This is a genomic window from Klebsiella sp. G-Nf4 (assembly GCF_002810615.1).
Classification (GTDB): Bacteria; Pseudomonadota; Gammaproteobacteria; order Enterobacterales; family Enterobacteriaceae; genus Klebsiella; species Klebsiella variicola.
This window is the reverse complement of record NZ_PION01000007.1, coordinates 308966-334862: the sequence shown is the minus strand read 5'-3', so window position 1 is coordinate 334862 and position 25897 is coordinate 308966. Positions and strand designations below refer to the sequence as shown.

The following is a 25897-nucleotide window of genomic DNA, read 5'->3' as shown; positions in this document are numbered from 1 at the left end:
TACCTGCCTGGCGGATTTCATCATGGTTCGGGATAAAGAAATCCCATCAGAAACCGGATATATGGCTGCACCTACCCGTTTTATTACTGAACTGAAGAAAGCATTGCATTCCGGGAGCGTCCATATACGCTGCCTCAGCCCGACCCGAAGCCTGCAGGGATAAGTCGAAGGTACCACGCAGTGGCGATGTTGCTGGCCGGAGCCCGGGGGTACAGGGGGCGGCGGCGACTGGCCGCCCCCTGTGCGCTCCCTGCGCCATGCCAGGCATAACGCAGAAGACATATCGGGAGCGCAATCTGCCCGGAAATAACAGAGAACACAGGTTTTTCCAGGGTCGACACTGTTGCAAACCGATCACAGTATCTACCCCATTGCGCCGTTATTTTGTCGGGTGGCGCTTCACTTACCCGACCAGGCTGACGCCCCGACAGTAAAAAGGGACAGCCGCTGGCTGTCCCTATTATTATCCCGATTACCGCGATTATAGCAGTTCAGGGTATTTGGTCATTTTCAGCGCCAGCTCGACGCCACGCACTTCCGCCATCCCCTTGAGACGGCCAATCGCCGAATAGCCTGGGTTGGTTTTCTTGCGCAGATCGTCGAGCATCTGATGACCATGATCCGGACGGAACGGGATCGGACGCAGATCGCCAGCCTGTTTACGCCGCTGCTCTTCACGCAGAATCGCATCCACCACCGCCACCATATTGACGTCGCCGCTAAGGTGCGCCGCCTCGTGGAAGGTTTTCGGGTTCGCTTCACGGCAGGTGGAGCGCAGATGGGTGAAATGGATGCGATCGCCAAAGGTTTCCACCATCTTCACCAGATCGTTATCAGCGCGGACGCCATACGACCCGGTACACATGGTGAAGCCATTATTGATGCTGTCCACCGTCTCTTTCAGCCACTGCATATCTTCGATGGTCGACACGATACGCGGCAGGCCGAGGATCGGCCGCGGCGGATCGTCCGGATGCACTGCCAGACGGATCCCCACCTCTTCGCATACCGGCACGATGGCGCGCAGGAAATAGGCCATATTGTCGCGCAGCTGCACTTTATCGATGTGGTCATATTCCGCCAGACGCGCGCGGAACTGGTCGAGGGTGTAACCCTCTTCCGCCCCCGGCAGGCCGGCGATGATATTGCGGGTCAGTTTCTCAATATCCGCTTCGCTCATCGCCTTGAACCAGGCTTCGGCCTGGCGCTGCTCTTCTTCGCTGTAATCCGCTTCCGCGCCCGGGCGTTTAAGGATATGTAGTTCAAAGGCGGCGAAGGCTATTTGATCGAAACGCAGCGCCCGGGAGCCGTCCGGCAGCTCATATTCCAGATCGGTGCGCGTCCAGTCGAGGATCGGCATAAAGTTGTAGCACACGGTATCGATGCCGCAGGCCGCGAGGTTGCGGATGCTCTGCTGATAGTTGGCAATCCAGGTCGCATACTGCCCGCTATGGGTTTTAATATCCTCGTGGACCGGAATGCTTTCGACGACCGACCAGGTCAGCCCTTTTGCCGCTAACAGCGCCTGACGCGCTTTAATCTCGTCTACCGGCCAGACCTGACCGTTTGCAATATGGTGCAGCGCAGTCACGACGCCGGTCGCCCCTGCCTGCCGTACATCATCAAGCGATACCGGATCGTTCGGCCCATACCACCGCCAGGTTTGTTCCATCGCTATGCCCTCACAAAAGTTGTTATACCAATAATGGCGACACTCATGACGACTACCATACATGTTTCTGCTCAGGCTGCAAACAGTGCCGGCGCATTGATTGATCCAGCTCACAGTCAGCGGATAATTTCGGCTTACCAATTTAATTTCCTGTCATATAACTTTAGACTGACATTGTTAATAAGCAGTTAAACAGGTGTGTGAAGAATGACAACAATTGCAACCGCTACGCTACCGGAAAGCGTGCAACGTCCTCAGTACGATCGCAGCCAGCTCCGCTCGCGTATTGTCCATTTCGGCTTTGGCGCGTTTCATCGCGCGCACCAGGCGCTGCTGACCGATCGCGTGCTGAATAACGTCGGTGGCGACTGGGGGATCTGTGAAATCAGTCTGTTCAGTGGCGATACGCTGATGAGCCAGCTTCGCGAACAGGACCACCTGTTTACCGTGCTGGAAAAAGGCGCCGACGGTAATCAGCCCATTATTATCGGCGCGGTGCACGAATGTCTGAACGCCAGGCTCGATTCACTGGCGGCAATTATCGAAAAATTTTGCGAGCCGCAGGTGGCAATTGTCTCGCTGACCATCACGGAAAAAGGTTATTGCATCGATCCGGCGACCGGCAAGCTGGATCCAACGCATCCGCGCATCATTCACGATCTGGAGAATCCGACGCTGCCGCAGTCGGCTCCCGGTATATTAGTTGAAGCGCTGGCCCGCCGCCGGGAACGGGGCCTGCCGCCCTTTACCGTGCTCTCCTGCGATAACATTCCCGACAACGGCCACGTGGTGAAAAATGCCGTCCTCGGCATGGCGGAAAAACGCAGCCCGGCGCTGGCGAACTGGATCGCCGATAACGTCAGCTTCCCGGGCACCATGGTGGATCGCATTGTTCCTGCGGCCACCGCCGAGTCGCTGGCGGAAATCGCCGCCGTGCTGGGGGTCGACGATCCCTGCGCCATCAGCTGCGAACCCTTCATTCAGTGGGTGGTCGAAGACCACTTCGTCGCCGGACGACCGGCCTGGGAGACGGCAGGCGTGCAGATGACCGACGACGTGCTGCCCTGGGAACAAATGAAGCTGCGGATGCTCAACGGCAGTCACTCTTTCCTCGCCTGGCTTGGCTATCTGGCAGGTCATGCGCACGTCAGCGACTGCATGCAGGATGACGTCTTCCGCCGGGCAGCTCGCCAGCTGATGCTTGACGAACAGGCCCCGACGCTGACCATTACCGGCGTCGATCTGGAGGCTTATGCCGACAGCCTGATCGCCCGTTTCAGCAATCCGGCGCTCAAACACCGCACCTGGCAGATCGCCATGGACGGCAGCCAGAAGCTGCCCCAGCGTATGCTCGACGGCATCCGCGTGCATCTTGAGCGCGGTAGCCGCTGGCCGCTGCTGGCCCTCGGCGTTGCCGGCTGGATGCGCTACGTCAGCGGTACTGACGATGCGGGTCAGACGATCGACGTGCGCGATCCGCTGGTCGACAAGATCCAGCAGCGGGTGGCGCAGAGCGATGAGCAACAGCGCGTCGATGCGCTGCTCGGGCTGGAGGAAATATTTGGCCGCGACCTGCCGCACAACGCGCAGTTTGTCGCCGGGATCCGCACCGCCTGGCAGCAGCTGACGACGCACGGTGCCCGCGAGGCCGTGGCCCGCGCGCTGAATTCTTAACAATATTTGCGCTTATGCGGACAGAATCCGCTTCTGTCCGCCTCAGGTCTTCTCTTTTCTCCCTTTTTTCGTCAGGATAGGCGTAACTGTTACAACATTACATTTATCCTGGAGAAAAGAGTGACCAGAACCAATTTGATCACCGGCTTTCTCGGTAGCGGTAAGACGACCTCTATTCTTCATCTGCTGGCACAGAAACCTGCGGATGAAAAATGGGCCGTACTAGTGAATGAGTTTGGTGAAGTCGGGATAGACGGCGCGCTGCTGGCCGACAGCGGCGCCCTGCTCAAAGAGATCCCCGGCGGCTGCATGTGCTGCGTCAACGGCCTGCCGATGCAGGTTGGACTGAATACCCTGCTGCGCCAGGGTAAACCCGATCGTCTGTTGATCGAACCCACCGGCCTTGGCCACCCGAAGCAGATCCTCGATATCCTCACCGCAGCAGTGTATGAACCCTGGATCGATCTGCGCGCCACAGTGTGCATCCTCGATCCCCGCCAGTTGCTGGATGAGAAAGTCGTCAACAATGACAATTTCCGCGATCAGCTGGCGGCGGCGGACATCATTGTGGCCAACAAAAACGATCGGGAAACGCCCGCAAGCGCCCAGGCGTTGGCCGACTGGTGGCTGCGCTGGGGCGGCGATCGTCGTCAGGTGTCGGCGACCCAGGGCAATATCGACCTCGCCCTGCTCGATGAACCGCGCCGCAACACCGCCCCATTGCCGGCGAGTGCGGAGCATGTTCACCACTCTCGCCCGACCAGCGGTCTCGCCGCACTCAGCCTGCCTGAGCACCAGCGCTGGCGCCGCCATCTCAACAGCGGCCAGGGCTATCAGGCCTGCGGCTGGATTTTCGACGCGGAAACGGTCTTCGAGACCATCGGCCTGCTCGAATGGGCACGGCTGGCACCTGTGGCACGCGTCAAAGGTGTGATGCGCATTGCCGAAGGGGCTGTGAGGATCAACCGCCAGGGCGAGGATCTGCATATCGAGACCCTGAGCGTCGCCCCACCCGATAGCCGGATCGAGCTTATCTCGGCGAACGAAGCCGACTGGAACGCGCTCCAGACCTCACTGTTGAGGCTTCGTTTAAGTTACGACGGCTAAGGTTGCCGCCGACTGTTACAGAATCGCAATGGCTATGATGAAAAACCGAATTCCTTTAATCCTGCTGCTTAACATCGCGGGTGTGGCACTATTTTGTTCCTGGTATTTACCAGCCAACCACGGCGCGTGGTCGCCGCTCGACTCTGCGATCTTCCATTTCTTTAACCATGGCGTCAGCGTCAGCCACGCCTATGCCTGGCTGCTGGCGATCATCAACAATCGCGCCTTCGACGCCTGCTCGCTGCTGGCGATGGGTTGCCTGATGCTCAGTTACTGGCTTAAAGCGTCGGCGGCGGGCCGTCGTCAGATTGCCATCATGGGCCTGGTGATGCTGCTGGCGGCGGTGATCATTAACCAGCTGGCGCAGCACCTGATGCCGGTTCAGCGCGCCAGTCCATCGCTGTTTTTCGACGATATCACCCGCGTCAGCGATGTCGTCAATTTCCCCACCAAGGATGCCTCAAAGGACAGCTTCCCTGGCGATCATGGGATGATGTTGCTGATCTTCGCGAGCTTTATGTGGCGCTATTTCGGCCGTCGTGCGCTGGCCGTGGCGCTGGTGATATTTGTGGTCTTTGCTTTCCCGCGCGTCATGATTGGCGCTCACTGGTTCAGCGATATTGCCGTGGGCTCCCTGACCGCCGTCCTGATTGGCGCGCCGTGGGTATTGATGACACCGCTGAGCGATAAATTGATCGCCCTTTTCGATCGCTCCCTGCCCGGCGGAATATCGACCAAATAATGCCGTGCTCGCCGCCTGGCGTCATTATCTATAAGGGGACCTTTTGGGTCCCCTTTTTCAATTGTGCTTTTTTTCAACATGATGTTCATCTTCTTGTCACATTAATCCCGTGACAAATGAAGGAATTGTCTGTTTTTTACCCGATACTGGCGCTATTTTGTCCTTTCCCGATGATTCACTTTTTGTCACCAAAATACTTATAAGAAATCGCGCAAAACCGCTCGCCATGCGGCGTTTGATAGGGTAATCTCGTTCACGTTTTGCCTTTTCCGCAACATTAATTCAGAGCATGAATAAATTTGTGCGTGACTGCACAAATTTAAGCTTAAGGAATTGTCTCATTGCGGATGGGTATTTAGGCTCTAACACGTTTGGCATTTTTTATAACGACATTGTCGTTAAGGACAACAAGGGAAAATAAACAGCATGGTCAAATCTCAGCCGATTTTGAGATACATCTTGCGGGTAGCCCCCGCGATTGCAGTAGCGGTTCTGCTTTCCGCGTGTAGTTCAACAAGTACCGCCAGAAATATGCATTCTGAGACGCATGCTGTGGGTAGTGGCGATTTATCATCACTGCAAGCCTCTCAGGATGAATTTGAAACGATGGTCCGTAACCTGGACGTGAAGTCCCGTTTGATGGATCAGTATGCCAGCTGGAAAGGCGTGCGTTACCGCCTCGGTGGCAGCACTCGCAAAGGTATCGACTGCTCGGCGTTCGTGCAGCGCACCTTCCGCGAACAATTTGGTCTGGAACTGCCGCGTTCAACCTCTGAACAGCAGGAAACCGGAAAATCGATTTCCCGTACCCAGCTGCGTACTGGCGATCTGGTTCTGTTCCGCGCCGGCTCTACGGGCCGCCACGTCGGGATCTATCTCGGCAACAACCAGTTCGTTCACGCCTCCACCAGCAGCGGGGTGACCATCTCCAGCATGGATGAACCGTACTGGAAAAAGCGCTACAACGAAGCGCGTCGAGTTCTGAGCCGCTCGTAAACTGTCCTCTACCGCCGCCGGTTATCCCTTGGCTGGAGGCGGGATAAAAAAACACTGCCCCGGCAGTGTTTTTTTTTGCCACCTGATTCTGAACGACGCAAAATAAGCTATGTCTTTTAAGTGGGAATGAGAAAAACGACGACTGACAACCCGTTGATGCGATTCAATAACACGGAAAGACTATAGCTATGCTTACTCGCTACTTTTCGCCCCAGCGTAAAATCTGGTTAACCAGCCTCTGCGTGGGGGTTATCGTCGCGCTGCTGGCCGGCTGCATTCAGTTCATGGTGATCTACCATAACCGGGCAGAGCGTTTCGACGCCATTATCAACAACGTTAACACTTACCTGAAAAGCTATTTTTACGATCTCCGTCAGACCATTGACGGCCTGCAGCCGCTGGTGGATCAGCCCTGCGAAAACATCGACTCCGGGCTCACCTCCCATGCCGCCTTCAGCCCTAACGTTCGCGCGTTTCTGCTGGTCAAAAACGGCGTCGTCTTTTGCTCCTCGGCGACAGGGGCCATGAATACGCCCCTCAGTCAGCTTATCCCGGCGATCGATATTCACAAACCCGTTGATATGGCGATTTTGCCGGGCACGCCGATGATGCCGAAAAGCGCAGCGCTGGCGTTATGGGTCAGCAAACCCGATGATGCAAACAGCGGCATTTTCGTATCGATTAACGCTAACCTCACGCCCTATATCCTCTATTCCGCACGACAAAATGATTTCAGCGGTATAGCGCTGGCCATCGGCCATACCGCCATCTCCACCTTCAGTAACCGGCTGGTGGATCCGCAAACGCTGGACAACGCACCGATCCGCCAGGTACAGATCGACGGTTTACCGCTGAAGGTCTACCTGTATGCCAACAGCTGGCTGGCGGAAAATACACAGTTTGCCCTGTTGCTCGGGGTAGTGTGCGGCCTGCTGGCGGGGTTGCTCTGTTATTACGTGCTGACGATCAAATCCGATCCGCGAAAATCGATACTGCTGGGGATCAAAAATAACCAGTTCTACGTCGTCTATCAGCCGGTCGTGAATGCCCAGACCCTGCGCATCAGCGGCGTGGAAGTGCTCATGCGCTGGCGCCATCCGGTGGTGGGTGAAATCCCGCCCGACGTCTTTATTAACCTGGCGGAAACCCAGCAGATGATCGTGCCGCTGACCCATCACCTGCTGGCGCTGATCGCCAGCGACGGTCAAGTGCTTAAACGGATCCTGCCCCGCGGCGTCAAGCTGGGGCTCAATATTTCCCCTGCCCATCTGCAGGCTGACAGCTTCCGCGACGATATGCTGCGCTTTGCCGCCGCGCTGCCCGCCGACCATTTTCACGTGGTGCTGGAGGTGACTGAGCGGGCCATGATTGATAAAGAAAAATCGATCGCTAACTTCGCCTGGCTCCACCAGCAGGGTTTTGAAATCGCAATTGATGACTTTGGTACCGGGCATAGCGCGCTGATTTATCTCGAACGCTATAACTTCGATTATCTGAAGATCGATCGCGGCTTTGTGCAGGCGATTGGCACCGAAACTGTGACCTCGCCGGTGCTGGATGCGGTACTGACCCTCAGCCGCCGGCTGAAATTAATGACCGTCGCTGAAGGAGTGGAGACCCAGGAACAGGCGGAATGGCTTCGTGCCCAGGGCGTCAATTTCCTGCAGGGGTACTGGATAAGCCGTCCGCTATCGCTGGAGGCGCTGGTCGCCGCGCATGATGAACCTGCGAATTATTTCACAACGCGCTAAGTCTCACATATGATGCGGGAACAGAGGTCGGCTATGGGGGCCGACCATGACAAGGTATTCTGCCGCCTATGTATGCGCGCCTCTTTTTAATTCTGCTTGCTCTGTTTAGCCTTAGCGCTAAGGCGCAAACTATAAAAGAAAGCGTCGCCTTTGCGATTATCGGTGAACCCAAATACGCCGCCAGCTTCAGCCATTTTGATTATGCCAATCCAGAGGCGCCAAAAGGCGGCACCCTCACCCTGGCGGCGATCGGCACCTTTGACAACTTCAACCGCTACGCACTGCGCGGCAATCCCGCCGTGCGCACTGAGGCGCTCTACGATACCCTGTTCACTACCTCGGATGATGAGCCCGGCAGCTACTACCCGCTGATTGCCGAGCGGGCGCGCTATGCTGAGGATTATTCATGGATGGAGATCGCTCTCAACCCGCGCGCCCGCTTCCATGACGGCACGCCAATCACCGCCCGGGACGTCGCGTTTACCTTCAACAAGTTTATGACTGAAGGGGTGCCGCAGTTCCGCCTGTTTTATAAAGGCACCACCGTTAAGGCCATCGCCCCGTTGACCGTACGAATCGACCTCGGGCAGCCCGGCAAAGAGAACATGCTGAGCCTGCTGAGCCTGCCGGTGATGCCTGAGGCATTCTGGCGCCAGCACAAACTCAGCGACCCGCTGTCAAAGCCGCCGCTGGCCAGCGGGCCATACCGCATCAGCGCCTGGCGAATGGGGCAATACATCACCTATTCACGGGTCGCCGACTACTGGGCAGCCGATCTGCCGGTCAACCGGGGTCGCTGGAATTTCGATACGCTGCGCTATGACTATTATCTCGACGACAATGTCGCTTTCGAAGCCTTTAAAGCGGGAGCCGTCGATCGCCGGGAAGAGACGGTCGCCAAAAACTGGGCCACCCGCTACGTCGGTCGCAACTTCAGCCGCGGCTACATTATTAAAGATGAGCATACTAATACCTCGGCGCAGGATACCCAGTGGTTGGCTTTCAATATTCAGCGTCCGGTATTCGCCGATCGCCGGGTACGGGAAGCGATTACTCTGGCGTTCGATTTTGAATGGATGAACAAGGCGCTGTTTTATAGCGCCTATCAGCGCGCCAACAGCTATTTCCAGAACACCGAATATGCCGCCCGCAGCCTGCCCGACGCGGCCGAGCTGGCCCTGCTGACGCCGATGAAAAACGAACTGCCCCACGAGGTCTTCAGCCAGGTTTACCAGCCGCCGGTCTCCCGCGGCGATGGCTTCGACCGCGACAACTTACTCAAAGCCGACGCCCTGCTCAATGCGGCGGGTTGGACGGTAAAAAATCAGCGCCGGATCAACGCCGCCACCGGCAAGCCGCTGCGCTTTGAGCTGCTGATGCCAGCCGGAGGCAATGACCGCTGGGTGCTGCCGTTTCAGCACAACCTGCAGCGCCTGGGGATCGTCATGGATATTCGTCAGGTTGATAACTCGCAGTACAGCAACCGCCGCCGTAGCCGCGATTACGACATGATGCCGAGCCTGTGGCGTGCCATGCCCTGGCCCGGCACCGACCTGCAAATCTCCTGGGCGTCAGACTATATTCACTCCAGCTATAACGCGCCGGGGGTGCAAAGCCCGGTGGTGGATAAGCTGATTGCACAGATCCTGCAGTGGCAGGGCAATAAGCAGAAACTGATCCCCCTCGGTCGGGCGCTGGACCGTGTGCTCACCTGGAATAACTACATGCTGCCGATGTGGTATATGGCGCAGGACCGCACCGCGTGGTGGAATAAATTCTCATTCCCCGAGACCCGCCCCATTTATTCGTCAGGCCTCGATACCTGGTGGTACGACGTGAACAAAGCGGCCACCCTCCCCGCGGACAGACGTTAAGGACATCCCATGGGCAGCTACCTGATCCGCCGTTTGCTGTTAGTGATCCCCACCCTGTGGGCCATCATCACCATTAACTTTTTTATAGTGCAAATCGCGCCCGGCGGCCCGGTCGACCAGGCCATCGCCGCCATCGAATTTGGTCAGCACGGCGGGATGCCGGGTGCCGGCGACGGCGGGATGGGCGCCAGCCATGCCCGCACCGGCGCAGGGAACATCAGCGAGGGGCACTATCGCGGGGGGCGGGGCCTTGATCCGGAAGTCATCGCCGAGATCACCCACCGCTACGGCTTTGACAAGCCGCTGCACGAGCGTTACCTGAAGATGCTGGGCGATTATCTGCGCTTTGATTTTGGCGACAGCCTGTTTCGCAGCGCCTCAGTACTGCAGCTGATTAAAGACAGCCTGCCGGTCTCGGTGAGCCTCGGACTGTGGAGTACGCTGATTATCTACCTGGTTTCCATTCCGCTGGGTATTCGCAAAGCGGTCAGCAACGGCAGCCGCTTTGATATCTGGAGCAGTACGCTGATTATTATTGGCTATGCGATCCCCGCCTTTCTGTTCGCCATCCTGCTGATCGTGATTTTTGCCGGCGGCAGCTATTTCGACCTCTTCCCGCTGCGCGGTTTGGTCTCACCGAACTTCGACACCCTTCCCTGGTATCAGAAAATCCTCGACTACCTGTGGCACATCACCCTGCCGGTGCTGGCGACGGTGATCGGCGGCTTTGCCGCCCTGACCATGCTGACCAAAAACAGCTTCCTCGACGAGATCCGCAAACAGTATGTGGTCACCGCCCGCGCCAAAGGCGTCGGTGAGAAACAGATCCTCTGGGGACATGTGTTCCGCAACGCCATGCTGCTGGTGATCGCCGGCTTCCCGGCCACCTTTATCAGTATGTTCTTTACCGGTTCGCTGCTGATCGAAGTGATGTTCTCGCTGAACGGCCTGGGTCTGCTGGGCTATGAAGCGACGGTCTCCCGCGACTATCCGGTGATGTTCGGCACGCTCTATATTTTCACTCTGATTGGCCTGCTGCTGAATATCGTCAGCGATATCAGCTATACGCTGGTCGACCCGCGCATTGATTTTGAGGGCCGCTAATGTCTTTCTTCAGTCCCGTTAATCAGGCCCGCTGGGCGCGCTTTCGTCACAACCGTCGCGGCTACTGGTCGCTGTGGCTGTTTTTAATTCTCTTCTTCTGCAGCCTCGGCGCCGAGCTGCTGGCCAACGATCGCCCGCTGCTGGTGCAGTACCGGGGCCAGCTGTATGTTCCGGTGTTAAAAAACTACACCGAGCAAACCTTTGGCGGCGCATTTGCCACCGCCGCCGACTATCAGGATCCCTGGCTGCAGCACCAGCTGTCCACCCACGGCTGGGCGCTATGGCCGCCGGTGCGCTTCGGCGCCACGACGATTAATTTTGCCAGCACCGTCCCCTTTCCGTCACCGCCCTCGGCCAGCAACTGGCTTGGCACCGACGCCAACGGCGGCGATGTGCTGGCGCGGATCCTCTATGGGACGCGCATCTCTGTGCTCTTTGGCCTGCTACTGACGTTGTTCTCCAGCGTGCTGGGGGTGCTGGCCGGGGCGATACAGGGTTACTATGGCGGCAAAATCGACCTCTGGGGCCAGCGCTTTATCGAGGTCTGGTCAGGGATGCCGACCCTGTTTCTGATCATCCTGCTCTCCAGCGTCGTGCAGCCTGGCTTCTGGTGGCTGCTGGCAATCACCGTCCTTTTTGGCTGGATGACGCTGGTGGGCGTGGTGCGCGCTGAATTTCTTCGCACCCGCAACTACGACTACATCCGGGCAGCGCAGGCGCTAGGGGTCAGCGACCGGCAGATCATCCTGCGGCATATGTTGCCTAACGCAATGGTGGCGACCCTCACCTTCCTGCCTTTTATCCTGTGCAGCTCCATTACCACCCTGACGTCGCTGGATTTTCTCGGCTTCGGTCTGCCGCTCGGCTCCCCCTCTCTCGGGGAGCTGCTGCTGCAGGGAAAAAACAACCTGCAGGCGCCCTGGCTGGGCATTGCCGCGTTTCTCTCCGTCGCCGTACTGCTGACGCTGCTGATTTTTATTGGTGAAGCGGTTCGCGACGCCTTTGACCCAAGTAAGGCGGTGTAATATGACCCACCCGCTGTTAGCTATCGACAATCTCTCTATTGCCTTTCGCCAGCAGGGCGAGACGCAGACCGTGGTACATAATCTGTCGCTCGAGGTGGCGGTCGGTGAGACGCTGGCGCTGGTGGGAGAATCCGGTTCCGGAAAAAGCATCTCCGCGCTGTCAGTGCTGCGGCTGCTCCCCACCCCGCCGGCCAGCTACCCCAGCGGCGATATCCGCTTTCATGGTCAGTCGCTGCTGCATGCGAATGAGGCCACGCTGCGCGGTGTGCGCGGCAACCGAATCGCGATGATCTTTCAGGAGCCGATGGTGTCGCTCAACCCCCTGCATACCCTGGAAAAACAGCTCTATGAGGTGCTGTCGTTACACCGGGGAATGCGCAAAGAGGCGGCGCGCGGGGAGATCCTCGACTGCCTGGAGCGCGTTGGGATCCGTCAGGCACCGCGGCGGCTGGCGGACTATCCGCATCAGCTCTCCGGCGGCGAGCGCCAGCGGGTGATGATCGCCATGGCGCTGCTGACGCGCCCGGAGTTGCTGATCGCCGATGAGCCGACCACCGCCCTCGACGTGTCAGTGCAGGCACAAATCCTGCAGCTGCTGCGCGAACTGAAGCGGGAGCTGAACATGGGGTTGCTGTTTATCACCCATAACCTGAGCATTGTCCGTCAGCTGGCTGACCGGGTGGCGGTGATGCAGAACGGCCGCTGTGTGGAACAAAATCACTGTCGGGCGCTGTTCAGCGCACCAGCGCATCCGTACACCCAACGTCTGTTGGATAGCGAACCAGACGGTGAGCCGGTGCCGCTGGCCGTCGATGCCCCGGTGCTGCTGCAGGCGGACGATTTAAACGTGGCGTTTCCTGTTCGCAAAGGGATCCTGCGCCGGGTGGTCGATCACCATCGGGTGGTCAACAGCCTCAGTTTTCGGCTGCGCGCCGGCGAGACGCTGGGGCTGGTGGGCGAATCGGGATCGGGAAAAAGCACCACCGGTCTGGCGCTGCTGCGCCTGATCTCATCCGAGGGCAGGATAACCTTTGCCGGCCAGCCGATTCAGGGGCGTAACCGTCGACAGCTGCTGCCGTTGCGCCGACAAATGCAGGTGGTTTTTCAGGATCCGAACTCGTCGCTCAATCCGCGCCTGACGGCGCAGCAGATTATTGAAGAAGGATTGCGCGTCCACCAGCCGACGCTGACGGCAGCGGAACGCGAACAGGCGGTGATCCTCGCCATGCAGGAGGTCGGCCTCGATCCGGCCAGCCGCCAGCGCTACCCGGCGGCGTTCTCCGGTGGCCAGCGGCAGCGTATCGCCATCGCCAGAGCGTTGATCGTCAAGCCGCAGCTGATCGTCCTCGACGAGCCGACCTCATCGCTGGACAAAACCGTTCAGGCGCAGATCCTGAATCTGCTGAAAGCATTACAGCAAAAGCATCAGCTGGCCTATATTTTTATCAGTCATGATTTACGCGTGGTGCGGGCGCTGTGTCATCAGGTGATGGTGCTGCGTCAGGGAGAGGTGGTTGAACAGGGCGAGTGCAAGTCCGTCTTCAGCGCACCCCGACACGAGTATACCCGCCAGCTGCTGGCGCTGAGCTGACGGTCAGAAGGGGTTGTTGCCGGAGAAGGGCTCGGCGATGGCCACGCCAAAATTTTTCAGACGACAGGTGGCGGCGAATTCATCCTGCAGGTTAACGAACAGGCACGGTTCGCCTTCGCACTCAAGGACTGAACAGTCGACTTCGATGTCGCTTAACGCCTGGCTGAGCTTATGCATAACCGGCCAGGCTTTCTCACCGTCCGGACTCAGCAACTTCAGGGCAACGAGACTGTTCTCGTTCTGCGCGCCGTTTTGCGGAATCGGTTCAACTCTGGAACCCGCAAAACCGGCCAGCCAGCGATAGCTCTGCGGCAGACGGTGTACGATAGAGAGTTGTTGTGTATTCACGTGGTTTCCCCGGAAGCAAAAAGCTTCACAATAAATTTACATCAATATTAACACACTGTTGACAAATAGTCCTGCCTTGACGCAGAAAACGTTTACAGCCGCGGCGGGACAGGGTTAAGCACTTATAATCCAGCGCTTTATTTTTTTACCCGGCGAGCCGATTGGCGCTATATGTACCCGTTTCTGTGATCCAAAACAACTTTTTTATCGCAACAATGCGACTTTTTACACTAATTGATTTTACATAAAGGAAACAAATCGCAGAACCCTGAAGCTCATTCTGGTTGACATGTATCAAGAAAGGGGCGATTTCGCCCCTGAAAATGTGACCTAGTGTGCGATTTTTCGCCGACGGGAAGCGTAAAGCGAGAAGAAAATAGAACAGGTTGCGCAGAAGGCAATAGAGATCAGCATCGGCCAGGCGGTGGTAAACGTTGCCATAGACAGCAGCGCGCCGATGATCGCCCCAATACCAAAACGAAACGTTCCGGCCAGCGACGAAGCAGTGCCCGCCATATGCGGAAACTCATCGAGGATCACCGCCATAGCGTTAGACGACACCATCGATACGCAGCCGACAAAGGCCGCCACGCCGATCACCAGTGACCAGAAGCCAACATCGAGCAGCGCGCAAACCACCATCCAGACCGCCATGGCAAACTGGATCCACAGCCCGGCACGGAACATCCGCAACGCCCCCACCCGCCGCACAAACCGGCTGTTGAACATGGTCATCAGGAACAGAAAAACAATGTTCAGCGCAAAATAGTAGCCAAAGTGCTGAGGCGCGACGTGGTTAATATTGATATAGACGAATGGCCCGGCGCTGAGGAAAGAGAACATGCCCGCGAAGCTAAAACCGCTCGCCAGCATATAACTCAGCACCCGCTTGTGGCGAAACAGGGTGGCAAAATTACCCAGCGTAGTGCGCAGATGGAACGGCAGACGCCTGTCAGCTGGTAGCGTCTCGCGGATAAACAGGCCAATCATCAGCGAGGCCAGCAGGGCCACCAGCGCGAGGATCCAGAAGATGGCATGCCAGCTAAACCAGACCAGCACCGCCCCGCCGACCATCGGCGCCACCAGCGGCGCAATGGTCGTCACCAGCATGACAAACGACATCATCCGTGAAAACTCATCTTTCGGATAGATATCGCGCATCAGGGCGTTGATCACCACGCTGGCCGCCGCGGCCGCCAGACCGTGGAAGAAACGCATGACAATGAGCATATCGATGGTCTGCGACAGGGCGCAGGCCACCGCCGCCGCGGCGAACACCAGCGTCCCGCCGAGGATCACCGGTTTGCGACCAAGGCTGTCTGCCATCGGCCCGTACAGCAACTGACCCAGCGCAAAGCCCAGGATATAGGTGCTGAGCGTCATCTGCGCGCTGCCGTCCGGGACGTTGTACTGGGCGGCGATCACCGGCAGCGCCGGAAGATACATATCGATCGACAGCGGCATCAACATGGCCAGCAGGCCGAGAATAAACACAATTCCCACAGAAGAATTCTGCTTCACCGTCACGTTTTACTCCGTGCTTGCGGGGCGCCCACGCTGGCGATTTCCGCTTCCGTCAGCGGACGATATTCACCCGGCGCCAGCGCGTCATCCAGCAGGATGTCGCCGATGCGTTCCCGATGCAGGCCAACCACATGGTTGCCCACGGCGGCGAACATACGTTTCACCTGATGGTAGCGCCCTTCGCTAATGGTCAGACGCACTTCGGTCGGGGTGATGACTTCAAGCACCGCCGGTTTAGTGAGATCTTTTTCGTTATGTAACTGGACGCCTTTGGCAAACAGCTCTGCGGTCCCTTCCGCCAGCGGGCTTTCCAGCTCCACCAGATAGGTTTTTTCACAGTGGTGGCGTGGCGAGGTAATGCGGTGCGACCACTGGCCGTCATCGGTCATCAGCACCAGTCCGGTGGTGTCGATATCCAGGCGCCCGGCGGCGTGCAGCTTGTGCGCCACCGGCTCATCGAGGAAATAAAGGATCGTCGGATGATCGGGATCGTCGGTGGAACAGACGTAACCCTGCGGCTTGTTGAGCATGAAGTAACGTGGGCCGTGCTGCTGGGTCAGCGTGTTACCGTCATACTCCACCTCGTGCTCCGGCTGGAGCTTAAAAGAGGTATCTTTCACAATGTCGCCGTCCACGGTAACGCGGCTACCGCGGATTTCACGCCCGGCAATAGCCCGGCTGACGCCAAGCTGCTGAGCGATAAACTTATCAAGTCGCATGAGTTTTTTTTAGCCTGTAATAATGCTGGAGCGGGCAACTCGCCCGAAAAAGAAGAATTTCACTGGCTAGTATAACGGGCTCTTAACACCACTCAAGGGAAAAGATTCGTGGCATACTATTCGCGAGTTAATTAGCCCCGTGAATTCATGACTTTTACATTACGCCCCTATCAACAAGAAGCTGTCGACGCCACCCTCGCCTGGTTTCGTCGCCATACCGAGCCGGCGGCCATTGTCCTGCCCACCGGCGCGGGCAAAAGCCTGGTGATCGCCGAGCTCGCCCGGCTGGCCCGCGGCCGCGTGCTGGTGCTGGCCCACGTCAAAGAGCTGGTGGCGCAGAACCATGCGAAATACTGCGCCCTTGGCCTCGAGGCGGATATCTTTGCCGCCGGTCTGCAGCGTAAAGAGAGCCATGGCAAAGTGGTGTTCGGCAGCGTGCAGTCGGTGGCGCGTAATCTCGACCAGTTTCACAGTGAATTCTCGCTGCTCATCGTCGATGAATGCCACCGCATCAGCGATGACGACGACAGCCAGTATCAGCAAATCATTAGTCACCTGCGGCAGGTGAATCCTCAGCTCCGGCTGCTCGGCCTGACGGCCACCCCGTTCCGCCTCGGCAAGGGCTGGATCTATCAGTTTCACTATCACGGCATGGTTCGCGGCGACGAGAAAGCGCTGTTTCGCGACTGCATCTATGAGCTGCCGCTGCGCTATATGATTAAGCACGGCTACCTGACGCCACCGGAACGCCTTGATATGCCGGTGGTGCAGTACGATTTCAGCCGTCTGCAGGCGCAAAGCAACGGCCTGTTCAGCGAAGCCGATCTTAACCACGAGCTGAAAAAACAGCAGCGCATTACGCCGCATATCGTCAGCCAGATCGTGGAGTTCGCCGAAAGCCGTAAAGGGGTGATGATCTTTGCCGCCACCGTGGAACACGCCCGGGAAGTGACTGGCCTGCTGCCGGTGGCGCAAGCGGCGCTGATCACCGGGGAAACGCCTGGACCAGAGCGGGATCGCATCATCGAGGCGTTTAAAGCGCAGGAGTATCGCTATCTGGTGAACGTCGCGGTGCTGACCACCGGCTTCGACGCCCCGCACGTTGACCTGATCGCCATCCTCCGCCCCACCGAGTCGGTGAGTCTTTACCAACAGATCGTTGGCCGCGGCCTGCGCCTGGCGCCGGGCAAAACCGACTGCCTGATCCTCGACTACGCCGGCAACCCGCATGATCTGTACGCCCCGGAAGTGGGGACGCCGAAGGGGAAAAGCGACAACGTTCCGGTGCAGGTCTTCTGCCCGGCCTGCGGCTTCGCCAACACCTTCTGGGGCAAAACCACCGCCGACGGCACCTTGATTGAACACTTTGGCCGCCGCTGCCAGGGCTGGTTTGAAGATGATGACGGCCACCGCGAACAGTGCGACTTCCGCTTTCGCTTCAAAAACTGCCCGCAGTGCAACGCGGAAAACGATATCGCTGCCCGCCGCTGCCGCGAGTGCGACACGATTTTGGTCGACCCGGACGATATGCTGAAGGCGGCGCTAAAGCTAAAGGACGCGCTGGTGCTGCGCTGCAGCGGCATGGCTATGCAGCACGGTAGCGACGAGAAAGGCCCGTGGCTGAAAATCACCTACTATGATGAGGACGGCGCCGACGTGAGTGAGCGCTTCCGTCTGCAAACGCCCGCCCAGCGTACCGCCTTTGAGCAGTTGTTTATCCGCCCGCATACCCGTACGCCGGGCGTGCCGTTACGCTGGATAACCCCGGCGGATATCATTGCCCAGCAGGCGCTGCTGCGCCATCCTGACTTTGTCGTCGCCCGAATGAAGGGGCAATACTGGCAGGTGCGGGAAAAAGTGTTCGATTATCAGGGCCGTTTCCGTCGCGCCAATGAGCTGCGTTAATCCGCCAAAAACTGAGGTTTTGATTGCCGCTGTGCCGATTGGCGGCTATAATGCCGCCCGCTTTTGCATTCGCAAAGCAGATAATCTGCCTGCAGCTGGGTCGCCTGTTGCAGGCTTTATATATAGAGAGACATCAATGTTTACTATCAACGCAGAAGTACGTAAAGAGCAGGGTAAGGGTGCGAGCCGCCGCCTGCGCGCAGCTAACAAGTTCCCGGCAATCATCTACGGTGGCGAAGCTGCTCCGGTTGCTATCGAACTGGATCACGACAAACTGTGGAACATGCAGGATAAAGCTGAATTTTACGGCGAAGTTGTGACCCTCGTTATCGATGGCAAAGAAGAGAAAGTGAAAGTTCAGGCTGTTCAGCGTCACGCGTTCAAGCCGAAACTGACCCACATCGACTTCGTTCGCGCGTAATCGCCGATAGCAAGTTGTATGGCAAACGCCCCGGAGTCTTTGGCTCCGGGGCGTTTTGTTATCTGCACCGCCCACGGCCTTAGCCGGCGAGGAGCGTGTCAGCATTTAGTGCCAGATGCTGCAACAGCATTATCGTTTTAGCATCCATGATCTCGCCATCGCGAATAGCCTGCAGCGCCCGCGCCAGCGGCCACTCCAGCACTTCAATATCCTCACCTTCTGCCGCCAGCCCGCCGCCGTCGCCCCGACGATCATCAGCCTGATATTCCGCGATAAAAAAGTAGAGCTTCTCAGTAACAGAGCCTGGGCTCATAAAGACAGTGAAGACGGGTTCGATACGCGTCACGCGAAAGCCGGTCTCCTCTTCCGCTTCGGCAACGATCCGCGCTTCCGGCGAGGCGTTATCCAGCAGCCCGGCGGCAGCCTCAATCAGATACCCATCGTGGCCGTGGGTAAACACCGGAAAACGGAACTGACGGGTCAGGACCACCGTCCGCTTCTCACGGTTATAGAGTAAAATGACCGCGCCGTTGCCGCGGTCATAGGCTTCCCGGCTCTGCTCCTGCCAGCGGCCGTCCCGGCGCAGCAGTTCAAAAGTATATTTTTTCAGGATGTACCAGTTGTCAGAGAGCAGCGTCTCGCGAACGTGGCGGACGTGCGGTGCGTGAGTTTGCATGTTATTTCCCCTTTGAGGTGACAGACGGCACCATAACATGCATAATCGTGCACAAACAAGATCAGCCGTGAAGGAAAATCGATGCTCGCCAGTCAGAGAAAACAACAGATCCTCCAGATCCTCACTGAGGAAAAACAGGTCATGTCCGGGGAACTGAGTCAGCGATTTAACGTCTCCGAGGACTCCATTCGCCGCGATCTGCGCGAGCTGGCGGCGGACGGGAAACTACAGCGGGTCCATGGCGGCGCACTGCCGGTTTCTGCCGCCATTGCGCCTATTGAAACGCGCAAAAGCGTGCAGATCGCCTCCAAGCAGGCGGTAGCGCGCGCCGCTGCCGCGCTGATCCAACCAGGACAGGTGGTGATTGTCGATGGTGGCACCACCACCGCAGCGATGATCGGCTTTTTACCTGCGGAGCTGAGCTGTACGGTGGTCACCCACAGCCCCGGTATTGCCGTGGCGCTAGTCGACCACCCGCGAATCGAGGTGATCCTGCTCGGGGGCAAAGTGTTTAAACATTCAGTCGTCGCTGTGGGCGCCGAGACGCTGGCGGGTATGGCGCGGATCAATGCCGATCTGTTCTTTATGGGGGTGACCGGCATCCACCCGCGGGCAGGTTTCACTACCGGTGATTATGAAGAAGCGGGCATCAAACGCGCACTGGCGGCCAGAGCGGCGGAAACCGTGGTGATGGCGTCCCGGGAGAAGCTCAACGCCGCGTCAGCCTTTGCCATCGGCGAACTGAGCCTCGCCAGTATGCTTATCGTCGATGGTGAACCCGACGCCGCACTGCGCCAGCAGCTGGTGCAGTGCGGCGTGGAGATCATCCCCGTTCAGCGATAGCGCGTGGGACTTAATTACCGCCGGACGTCCGGCGCTGCAGCTGGTCGCGCAGATTCGGCGGGGTACCCTTAATGGTCAGGGTATCGGTGGCGGGATCCCAGAACACGCGCTCGCCTAACAGCATGGCGTCGAAGTTAATGGTCAATCCGCCGCCGCTGCCGGCAAACTTGGTCAGCTGGCGTAAGGTGCTGCGATCCGCCGGGAAGCTCTCTTCCAGCTCATAGCCCTGCTCGGCAGTGAACTCCTGGAAGCTCCTCTCACTGACGCCGGCGAGCTCTTTGGACAGCGACTCCAGCTCAATCTCTTCCCCGGCCTGCAGCTGTTCATTGCAGTAAGCGTAGACCTGCTGACGCACATTCTGTCGCTCGGATTTATCAAGCTGGGCATCGGCGGCAAAGTCGTCCACCGCCTGCAGCAGGCCGCGATTCTGCGCTTTGGCGTTAAGCCCTTCGCTGGCGCCGAGGAAATCCATAAAGAAGTCGGCCACTTTGCGCCCTACCCGCCCTTTCAGGAAGGTCAGATAGCGGGTCGATTCCGGGTTGGTTTCCCACTCGGTCAAATCGATGCGCGCGACGATATCAGCATGGTTAATATCCAGATAATGGGTCGAGCGGATATCCAGCTCTTCGTTGACGCGCATACTGCTCAGGTTATTGAGCACCGCCACCAGCAGATACTCGACCGCCAGGTAACGATACTGGCAGAACAGGACAATGCCCCCTTCTGCGAACGGGTATTTCGCCAGTTCATCGCGCAGACGACCGGTCGCCGCGCGGCTGAACGCCAGAAACTCTTCTTCCCCCTGACGCTGCAGACGCAGCGCCTGCGCCAGTTCACTCTCTTCATTGAACAGGCCATAGGCTTTGCTTTTGGCGCTATAGACCCGGTGCAGTTCAGCCATCATCTCGACGACCGTCGCGTTCGGCTCCAGCAGTGACTCGCGCAGCACCAGCTCCAGATTTTGTTCATCACGTTTGATTAACTGATGCAGGGCAATCTGGTCGATATCCAGACTCATGTTAAACTCTCCTTTTAGACCGGGCGGTATTCAACCACCGCCGGGTTGCCGACGCAACTGGCGCCACACATTTCGACGTTGTTACCGACGATCGGTGCGCTTTTGCGCCGCGGCGAAAAAATGCGGAAAAAAAGCTGCTGCTACGGTAATATGTTGCCCTTTCACGAACAAACAGATTTTGAGTTTATGCCGCAAATTTCCCGCTATAGCGATCAACAGGTCGAACAGTTGCTCAGTGAGCTGACGAACGTCCTGGAATCACACAAAGCCCCGGTTGACCTTTCACTGATGGTGTTAGGCAATATGGTGACCAACCTGATCAACAGTAGCGTCGCGCCGGCGCAGCGTCAGGCCATCGCCCGTTCTTTCGCGCAGGCTTTGCAGTCTTCCATTAACGACGATCCGGCGCATTAAGGATAACAGCAACAGTATATGGTGACTCTACGTCAGCCCTACCGAGAAAAAGTCTCCCAGATGGTTAGCTGGGGGCACTGGTTCGCCCTGTTCAACATGTTGTTGGCCATGGTGCTCGGCAGCCGCTATCTTTTTGTCGCCGACTGGCCGACGACGCTTGCCGGACGACTTTTTTCGTACGTCAGTCTCGTCGGACACTTCAGCTTCCTGGTGTTTACCAGCTATGTGCTGATCCTCTTCCCGTTGACCTTTATCGTGGTCTCGCAGCGCCTGATGCGCTTCCTGTCGGTGATCCTTGCCACCGCCGGGATGACGTTGCTGCTGATAGATAGCGAGGTTTTCACCCGCTTCCATCTTCACTTAAACCCGGTCGTCTGGGAGCTGGTCATTAACCCTGACCAGAATGAGATGGCGCGCGACTGGCAGCTGATGTTTATCAGCGTCCCGGTCATCTTTTTGATTGAAATGCTCTTCGCCACCTGGAGCTGGCAGAAACTGCGCAGCCTGACGCGTCGCCGCCATTACGCCCGCCCGGTCGCCTGGTTCTTCTTTCTGTCGTTCGTCAGCAGCCACCTGGTCTATATCTGGGCGGATGCCAATTTCTATCGCCCGATCACAATGCAGCGGGCGAATCTGCCGCTCTCCTATCCGATGACCGCCCGCCGTTTCCTCGAGAAACATGGCCTGCTCGACGCCCAGGATTATCAGCGTCGCCTGGTGGAACAAGGGGCGCCGGAGGCGGTATCGGTCCAGTATCCGCTCAGCAACCTGCGTTACCGTGACCTCGGCGCGGGTTACAACGTGCTGCTGATCACCGTCGACAATCTGAACTACTCGCGGTTTGAAAAGACCATGCCGGCGCTGGCGGCGTTCGCCAAAGAGAACGTCAATTTTACCCAGCATATGAGCTCGGGTAATACCGCCGACAGCGGCCTGTTTGGCCTGTTCTACGGTATTTCACCAGGCTATATGGACGGTGTCCTCTCGGCGCGTATTCCCGCCGCGTTGATCACCGCCCTCAACCAGCAGGGCTACCAGCTGGGCCTGTTCTCCTCCGATGGGTTTAGCAGCCCGCTCTATCGTCAGGCGCTGCTCTCCGACTTCTCGCTACCGAGCGCGAAGACCCAGAGCGACGAGCAGACGGCCAATCAATGGATCGGCTGGCTGGACCGTTACGCGCAGGATGAGAATCGCTGGTTCTCGTGGATCTCGCTCAACGGTACGACCCTCGACGACACGCAGCAACAGGGCTTTGTCCGCCGTTACAGCAAGGCGGCAGGTGACGTCGACGCCCAGATTGATCGGGTGCTGACCGCGCTACGCGCAGCCGGCAAGCTCGACAACACGGTGGTGATTATCACCGCTGGCCACGGCAAGCCGCTTAACGTCAAACACGACCCGTTCGACTGGTCGCGCGAGCAGCTGCAGGTACCGCTGGTTATTCACTGGCCAGGCACGCCGGCCCAGGAAATTGCCACGCTGACCGATAACAAAGATGTGATGACCACGCTGATGCAGCGTCTGCTCCACGTTTCGACGCCAGCCAATGAGTACTCGCAGGGTGAAGATCTGTTCAGCGCCGTACGGCGTCGTAACTGGGTCACCGCGGCCAACGGCGATACGCTGGCCATTACCACCCCGACTATCACCGTGGTCCTCAACCATAACGGCACCTATACCACCTGGAGCCGCGACGGCGAGAAAATTAAAGATCAGAAACCGCAGCTCAGCCTGTTGCTGCAGGTCCTGACTGACGAAAAACGCTTTATCGCTAACTGATTGATTAATTATGAATCAATCGCGCGCGACCCGCTTGCATTCGCTCGGGGAACGGGTAATATTGTTCCCCACGCGTCGGCACGTAGCGCAGCCTGGTAGCGCACCGTCATGGGGTGTCGGGGGTCGGAGGTTCAAATCCTCTCGTGCCGACCAAATCATTCACCGGTAAGTGTTGTTAACGACCGGTAACCCTACAGAAACCCGCATTCTCTCTGAGTTTGCGGGTTTTTTGTTGCCTGTTTTCCGTCGATTTGATTGAAGCCAGTGGCAAACTGGAAGCATTAAAGCGGGTTATTCAGCTTATCAACGAGGTGATGGATTACGCGGTAAATGATGGTCTGATACTTTCTAACCCCGCTGCTAAGATCCGTAAAGTATTCCAGGCACCTGTCAAAAAGAATATGCCTACCATCAGGCCTGAAGCACTTCCCGATCTGATGAAAACTCTTTCTGTTGCCAGCATCGAGTTACAGACCCGGCTACTGAATGAATGGCAATTGCTGACCGTAACTCGCCCAGCAGAGTCCGCGTCTGCCCGTTGGTCTGAAATAGACCCTAACACAAGCACATGGACAATACCTGCTGGTCGAATGAAGATGCGTCGCGAGCATACCATCCCCCCTCCCCTCGCAAGTGTTAGCGATTTTGGATGCTATGCGACTATCAGCGACCACCGCGAATACATTTTTCCATCCGCCAATGACCACAAACAGTCGATGAACAGCCAGACTGCCAATGCAACCTTACGCTGTATGAGCTACAAAGGCATTCTTGTTTCTCATGGCTTGCAAGCCATATTCAGTACAGCAGCAACTGAAGCCGTGTTTACGCCAGATGTAATCGAGGCAGCCCTCGCGCATATAGACACGAACGAAGTACGTCTGGACTGACCCAATCCCGGAATAACTGCCCTTACAATTACAACCGCACGAGCGATAGTGCACTCATTTACACTCGGCACGCAACATGTCAGGACGTATATAGCCTGTTAGCCATCTTCCCAAATAATGCCGCAACATGGACAAGGATAAGGACAATGGAATAATAAATGACATTGCCAAATACGCGGAAGCCTTCCAGAAACTAACAAACCCGTAGTTATCAGCAGTTCCATGCCCTTATCAGACGCAGCGTGAATCCATTACGATAACTTTCATATTTTTTAAGCACTTACTTTAACTTTTTCACGTATACATAAATACACGATGAATAAGGGTACAGACAGCGGCATGCAAAACAACCACACAATAATGAACATACCAAACACACCACTGTTCACGCCAATGTGACGTTCCCAAAAGTGTTTGGTCATTATCTTAAGGGCTAGTTTCTCCGAAGAATAATATGAGAATGGGTACAGGAAGGTGCTTAAAACAAGATATGCAACCACAAATGGCATATAAGGAGCATAGGGAGGAAAAATATGCCCGTTATTCATATCGCGCACTATAAAATAGATCAGATAGCCATAACCACACCATCCCCATAAGCAGTGCCTTAAATAATATTTCAAGGTCATCATCTATGATTCCTTCATAGCTATACCATTAAATCTATCATATCATGACCAGTGAGTATCCGTTCCTTCTACGTTTTACAACACTGACCTGCTCCCCGTGGATTAATACACGACGATATTAGCGATCCGGCTGGGCTACCGCTCTCATGCGGCCTTAAGCCGCACCTCTAAGTGCATCACCGGAAAAGCGCCGGGGTGCTGCACGGCCTGTCGCGGGAAGAAGGGTTTTAGCGCTGTCCCAGTTCACGGGTACGCCTGACCGCCGCCAGTACGCTGCGCTGAAGGCCTGCGGCAAAATCACTGTTGTTCAGCTCATACAGAGCGTGGATCCCGACTCCCGTCGGTGAATTATTGATATCCAGAAGCTGACGCGGATGCTTCTGGCTTTGGCGCAGCATCTCGACCGCGCCGAGCAGGTTCTCCAGCACCACCTCCGTCGCCTGAGGCCGCGACAGCCCCGCCAGTACGCCGGCATCAGTAAGCGACTCAATAAAGTAGTAAATATAGTTCGGCCCCGCGACGCCAAAACCGGTAAAAACATCGATCAACCGCTCTGGCAAATACAGCACTTTGCCAAAACCGCGCAGAAACGGCTCAATCTCAGCCGCGCTGGCGTGGGCGTTTAAGCTCACGCCGCTATAGCCAAATCCGGTATCGGTCAGAGTATTGGGGATCGTCCTGGCAATCGGCGTTGCCTCACCAAACAGGGAGGCCAGCGTTTCCAGGGTCACTCCCGCGATCAGAGAAACCACCGTCGTCGAGCCGTTTAGCTGGGCGCGCACGCGGCTCGCCACCGCCGCCAGATCGTCCTGCGGACGGATCCCCAGCACCAGTAAAGAGGCCTCGCTTAAGCCACCGTCGCCCGACAACCGATAGCGGGAGTGCAGAGCCTCGATTCGCGCGCTGTCGATATCCTCCAGCGAGATCGCGTCCGCCCGCAGCGTACCGTTGCTTAATGACGCGCGAATAATCGCCTCCGTCATCTGTCCGGCACCAATAAAATGGACCTTTGCCATAAATCTTACTCCTTACTCAAAACGATATTCGCCGTTACCAACACCGAAGCGCCGGCTTTGTCGCGCGGGGGCGGCAACGCGAATCCCCGTTCCGTCAGTGGGATAAACCCGTCCGTCAACGTCGCCGTCAACCGTGGTGAGCTTTTGCCTGCTCAGTGCCTGAATCGCCGCTTCTGGCT

23 protein-coding genes and 1 tRNA gene are annotated in these 25897 nt (G+C 57.3%); 16 read left to right on the top strand and 8 right to left on the bottom strand.

Annotated features, from left to right (window positions below; genetic code table 11):
• Positions 1 to 481 precede the first annotated feature (481 nt).
• Complete coding sequence (gene uxuA, locus CWM57_RS16690; RefSeq protein WP_074388032.1) at positions 482 to 1672, bottom strand: mannonate dehydratase; 1191 nt, start codon at positions 1670 to 1672, stop codon at positions 482 to 484.
• 207 nt (positions 1673 to 1879) lie between these two features.
• Between uxuA and CWM57_RS16685 the strand changes: the two genes are divergently transcribed.
• The 9 genes from CWM57_RS16685 to yejF all read left to right on the top strand — a co-directional run bounded on the left by CWM57_RS16685 (position 1880) and on the right by yejF (position 13536).
• Positions 1880 to 3346: a mannitol dehydrogenase family protein gene (locus tag CWM57_RS16685; RefSeq protein ID WP_074388031.1), complete on the top strand. Its 1467-nt coding sequence runs from the start codon at positions 1880 to 1882 to the stop codon at positions 3344 to 3346.
• Between the two features lie 120 nt (positions 3347 to 3466).
• On the top strand, positions 3467 to 4453 hold the full coding sequence (locus CWM57_RS16680; protein WP_100631144.1) for a CobW family GTP-binding protein: 987 nt from the start codon (positions 3467 to 3469) through the stop codon (positions 4451 to 4453).
• A gap of 28 nt (positions 4454 to 4481) precedes the next feature.
• On the top strand, positions 4482 to 5195 hold the full coding sequence (locus tag CWM57_RS16675; RefSeq protein ID WP_165784214.1) for a phosphatase PAP2 family protein: 714 nt from the start codon (positions 4482 to 4484) through the stop codon (positions 5193 to 5195).
• Between the two features lie 426 nt (positions 5196 to 5621).
• Positions 5622 to 6191 (top strand): bifunctional murein DD-endopeptidase/murein LD-carboxypeptidase, encoded by a 570-nt coding sequence (mepS, locus tag CWM57_RS16670; protein ID WP_004201653.1) that lies wholly within the window; start codon positions 5622 to 5624, stop codon positions 6189 to 6191.
• 188 nt (positions 6192 to 6379) lie between these two features.
• Positions 6380 to 7942 carry a cyclic di-GMP phosphodiesterase gene (locus CWM57_RS16665; protein ID WP_100631143.1) on the top strand — a complete coding sequence of 521 codons (1563 nt, stop codon included), beginning with the start codon at positions 6380 to 6382 and terminating at the stop codon, positions 7940 to 7942.
• Between the two features lie 68 nt (positions 7943 to 8010).
• Positions 8011 to 9816 carry an extracellular solute-binding protein gene (locus tag CWM57_RS16660; protein WP_100676105.1) on the top strand — a complete coding sequence of 602 codons (1806 nt, stop codon included), beginning with the start codon at positions 8011 to 8013 and terminating at the stop codon, positions 9814 to 9816.
• 9 nt (positions 9817 to 9825) lie between these two features.
• Positions 9826 to 10920 (top strand): microcin C ABC transporter permease YejB, encoded by a 1095-nt coding sequence (locus tag CWM57_RS16655; protein WP_008804006.1) that lies wholly within the window; start codon positions 9826 to 9828, stop codon positions 10918 to 10920.
• Positions 10920 to 11945 carry a microcin C ABC transporter permease gene (locus CWM57_RS16650; RefSeq protein ID WP_012967542.1) on the top strand — a complete coding sequence of 342 codons (1026 nt, stop codon included), beginning with the start codon at positions 10920 to 10922 and terminating at the stop codon, positions 11943 to 11945. The genes CWM57_RS16655 and CWM57_RS16650 overlap by 1 nt, the downstream gene beginning before the upstream one ends.
• Before the next feature lies 1 nt (position 11946).
• Positions 11947 to 13536: a microcin C ABC transporter ATP-binding protein YejF gene (gene yejF, locus CWM57_RS16645; RefSeq protein WP_100631139.1), complete on the top strand. Its 1590-nt coding sequence runs from the start codon at positions 11947 to 11949 to the stop codon at positions 13534 to 13536.
• Between the two features lie 3 nt (positions 13537 to 13539).
• Here the strand turns inward: yejF and CWM57_RS16640 are convergent, their stop codons facing one another.
• The 3 genes from CWM57_RS16640 to rsuA form a co-directional block, all read right to left on the bottom strand.
• A complete protein-coding gene (locus CWM57_RS16640; RefSeq protein WP_002912974.1) occupies positions 13540 to 13884 on the bottom strand; it encodes a YejG family protein in 345 nt (114 codons plus the stop codon).
• Positions 13885 to 14214: 330 nt separating this feature from the next.
• Complete coding sequence (locus tag CWM57_RS16635; protein ID WP_074388024.1) at positions 14215 to 15411, bottom strand: Bcr/CflA family multidrug efflux MFS transporter; 1197 nt, start codon at positions 15409 to 15411, stop codon at positions 14215 to 14217.
• Positions 15408 to 16127: a 16S rRNA pseudouridine(516) synthase RsuA gene (rsuA, locus tag CWM57_RS16630; RefSeq protein ID WP_061153842.1), complete on the bottom strand. Its 720-nt coding sequence runs from the start codon at positions 16125 to 16127 to the stop codon at positions 15408 to 15410. Before rsuA ends, CWM57_RS16635 begins: the two co-directional genes overlap by 4 nt.
• 147 nt (positions 16128 to 16274) lie before the next feature.
• On the opposite strand from rsuA, the gene CWM57_RS16625 reads away from it, so the two are divergent.
• Both CWM57_RS16625 and rplY read left to right on the top strand, forming a co-directional pair.
• The gene (locus CWM57_RS16625; RefSeq protein WP_074388023.1) at positions 16275 to 18032 is read left to right on the top strand and encodes a DEAD/DEAH box helicase; all 1758 of its coding nucleotides are present in this window, start codon (positions 16275 to 16277) and stop codon (positions 18030 to 18032) included.
• Between the two features lie 136 nt (positions 18033 to 18168).
• Entirely contained in the window at positions 18169 to 18453 is a 285-nt protein-coding gene (gene rplY, locus CWM57_RS16620) for a 50S ribosomal protein L25 (RefSeq protein WP_008804000.1), read from the top strand.
• A gap of 79 nt (positions 18454 to 18532) precedes the next feature.
• Here rplY and CWM57_RS16615 read toward each other — a convergent pair whose 3' ends face one another.
• Positions 18533 to 19129 carry an NUDIX domain-containing protein gene (locus CWM57_RS16615; RefSeq protein WP_074388022.1) on the bottom strand — a complete coding sequence of 199 codons (597 nt, stop codon included), beginning with the start codon at positions 19127 to 19129 and terminating at the stop codon, positions 18533 to 18535.
• Positions 19130 to 19210: 81 nt separating this feature from the next.
• Between CWM57_RS16615 and CWM57_RS16610 the strand changes: the two genes are divergently transcribed.
• Positions 19211 to 19972 (top strand): DeoR/GlpR family DNA-binding transcription regulator, encoded by a 762-nt coding sequence (locus tag CWM57_RS16610; protein WP_074388021.1) that lies wholly within the window; start codon positions 19211 to 19213, stop codon positions 19970 to 19972.
• Positions 19973 to 19982: 10 nt separating this feature from the next.
• Here the strand turns inward: CWM57_RS16610 and yejK are convergent, their stop codons facing one another.
• Positions 19983 to 20990 carry a nucleoid-associated protein YejK gene (gene yejK, locus CWM57_RS16605; protein WP_074388020.1) on the bottom strand — a complete coding sequence of 336 codons (1008 nt, stop codon included), beginning with the start codon at positions 20988 to 20990 and terminating at the stop codon, positions 19983 to 19985.
• A 186-nt stretch (positions 20991 to 21176) separates the two neighbouring features.
• Here yejK and CWM57_RS16595 point away from each other — a divergent pair, with 186 nt between their 5' ends.
• From CWM57_RS16595 to CWM57_RS16580, 4 genes are all read left to right on the top strand, one after another.
• The gene (locus CWM57_RS16595; protein WP_004195346.1) at positions 21177 to 21404 is read left to right on the top strand and encodes a YejL family protein; all 228 of its coding nucleotides are present in this window, start codon (positions 21177 to 21179) and stop codon (positions 21402 to 21404) included.
• 18 nt (positions 21405 to 21422) lie between these two features.
• On the top strand, positions 21423 to 23183 hold the full coding sequence (yejM, locus tag CWM57_RS16590; protein WP_061153836.1) for an LPS biosynthesis-modulating metalloenzyme YejM: 1761 nt from the start codon (positions 21423 to 21425) through the stop codon (positions 23181 to 23183).
• Positions 23184 to 23259: 76 nt separating this feature from the next.
• Positions 23260 to 23336, top strand: a tRNA-Pro gene (locus tag CWM57_RS16585).
• Positions 23337 to 23434: 98 nt separating this feature from the next.
• Complete coding sequence (locus CWM57_RS16580) at positions 23435 to 24073, top strand: tyrosine-type recombinase/integrase (RefSeq protein ID WP_407045615.1); 639 nt, start codon at positions 23435 to 23437, stop codon at positions 24071 to 24073.
• Positions 24074 to 24345: 272 nt separating this feature from the next.
• Here CWM57_RS16580 and CWM57_RS16575 read toward each other — a convergent pair whose 3' ends face one another.
• Both CWM57_RS16575 and CWM57_RS16570 read right to left on the bottom strand, forming a co-directional pair.
• A complete protein-coding gene (locus tag CWM57_RS16575; protein WP_100676103.1) occupies positions 24346 to 24705 on the bottom strand; it encodes a colicin E1 family microcin immunity protein in 360 nt (119 codons plus the stop codon).
• A 224-nt stretch (positions 24706 to 24929) separates the two neighbouring features.
• Entirely contained in the window at positions 24930 to 25718 is a 789-nt protein-coding gene (locus CWM57_RS16570; RefSeq protein ID WP_100676102.1) for a pyrroline-5-carboxylate reductase family protein, read from the bottom strand.
• Positions 25719 to 25897: the final 179 nt, after the last annotated feature.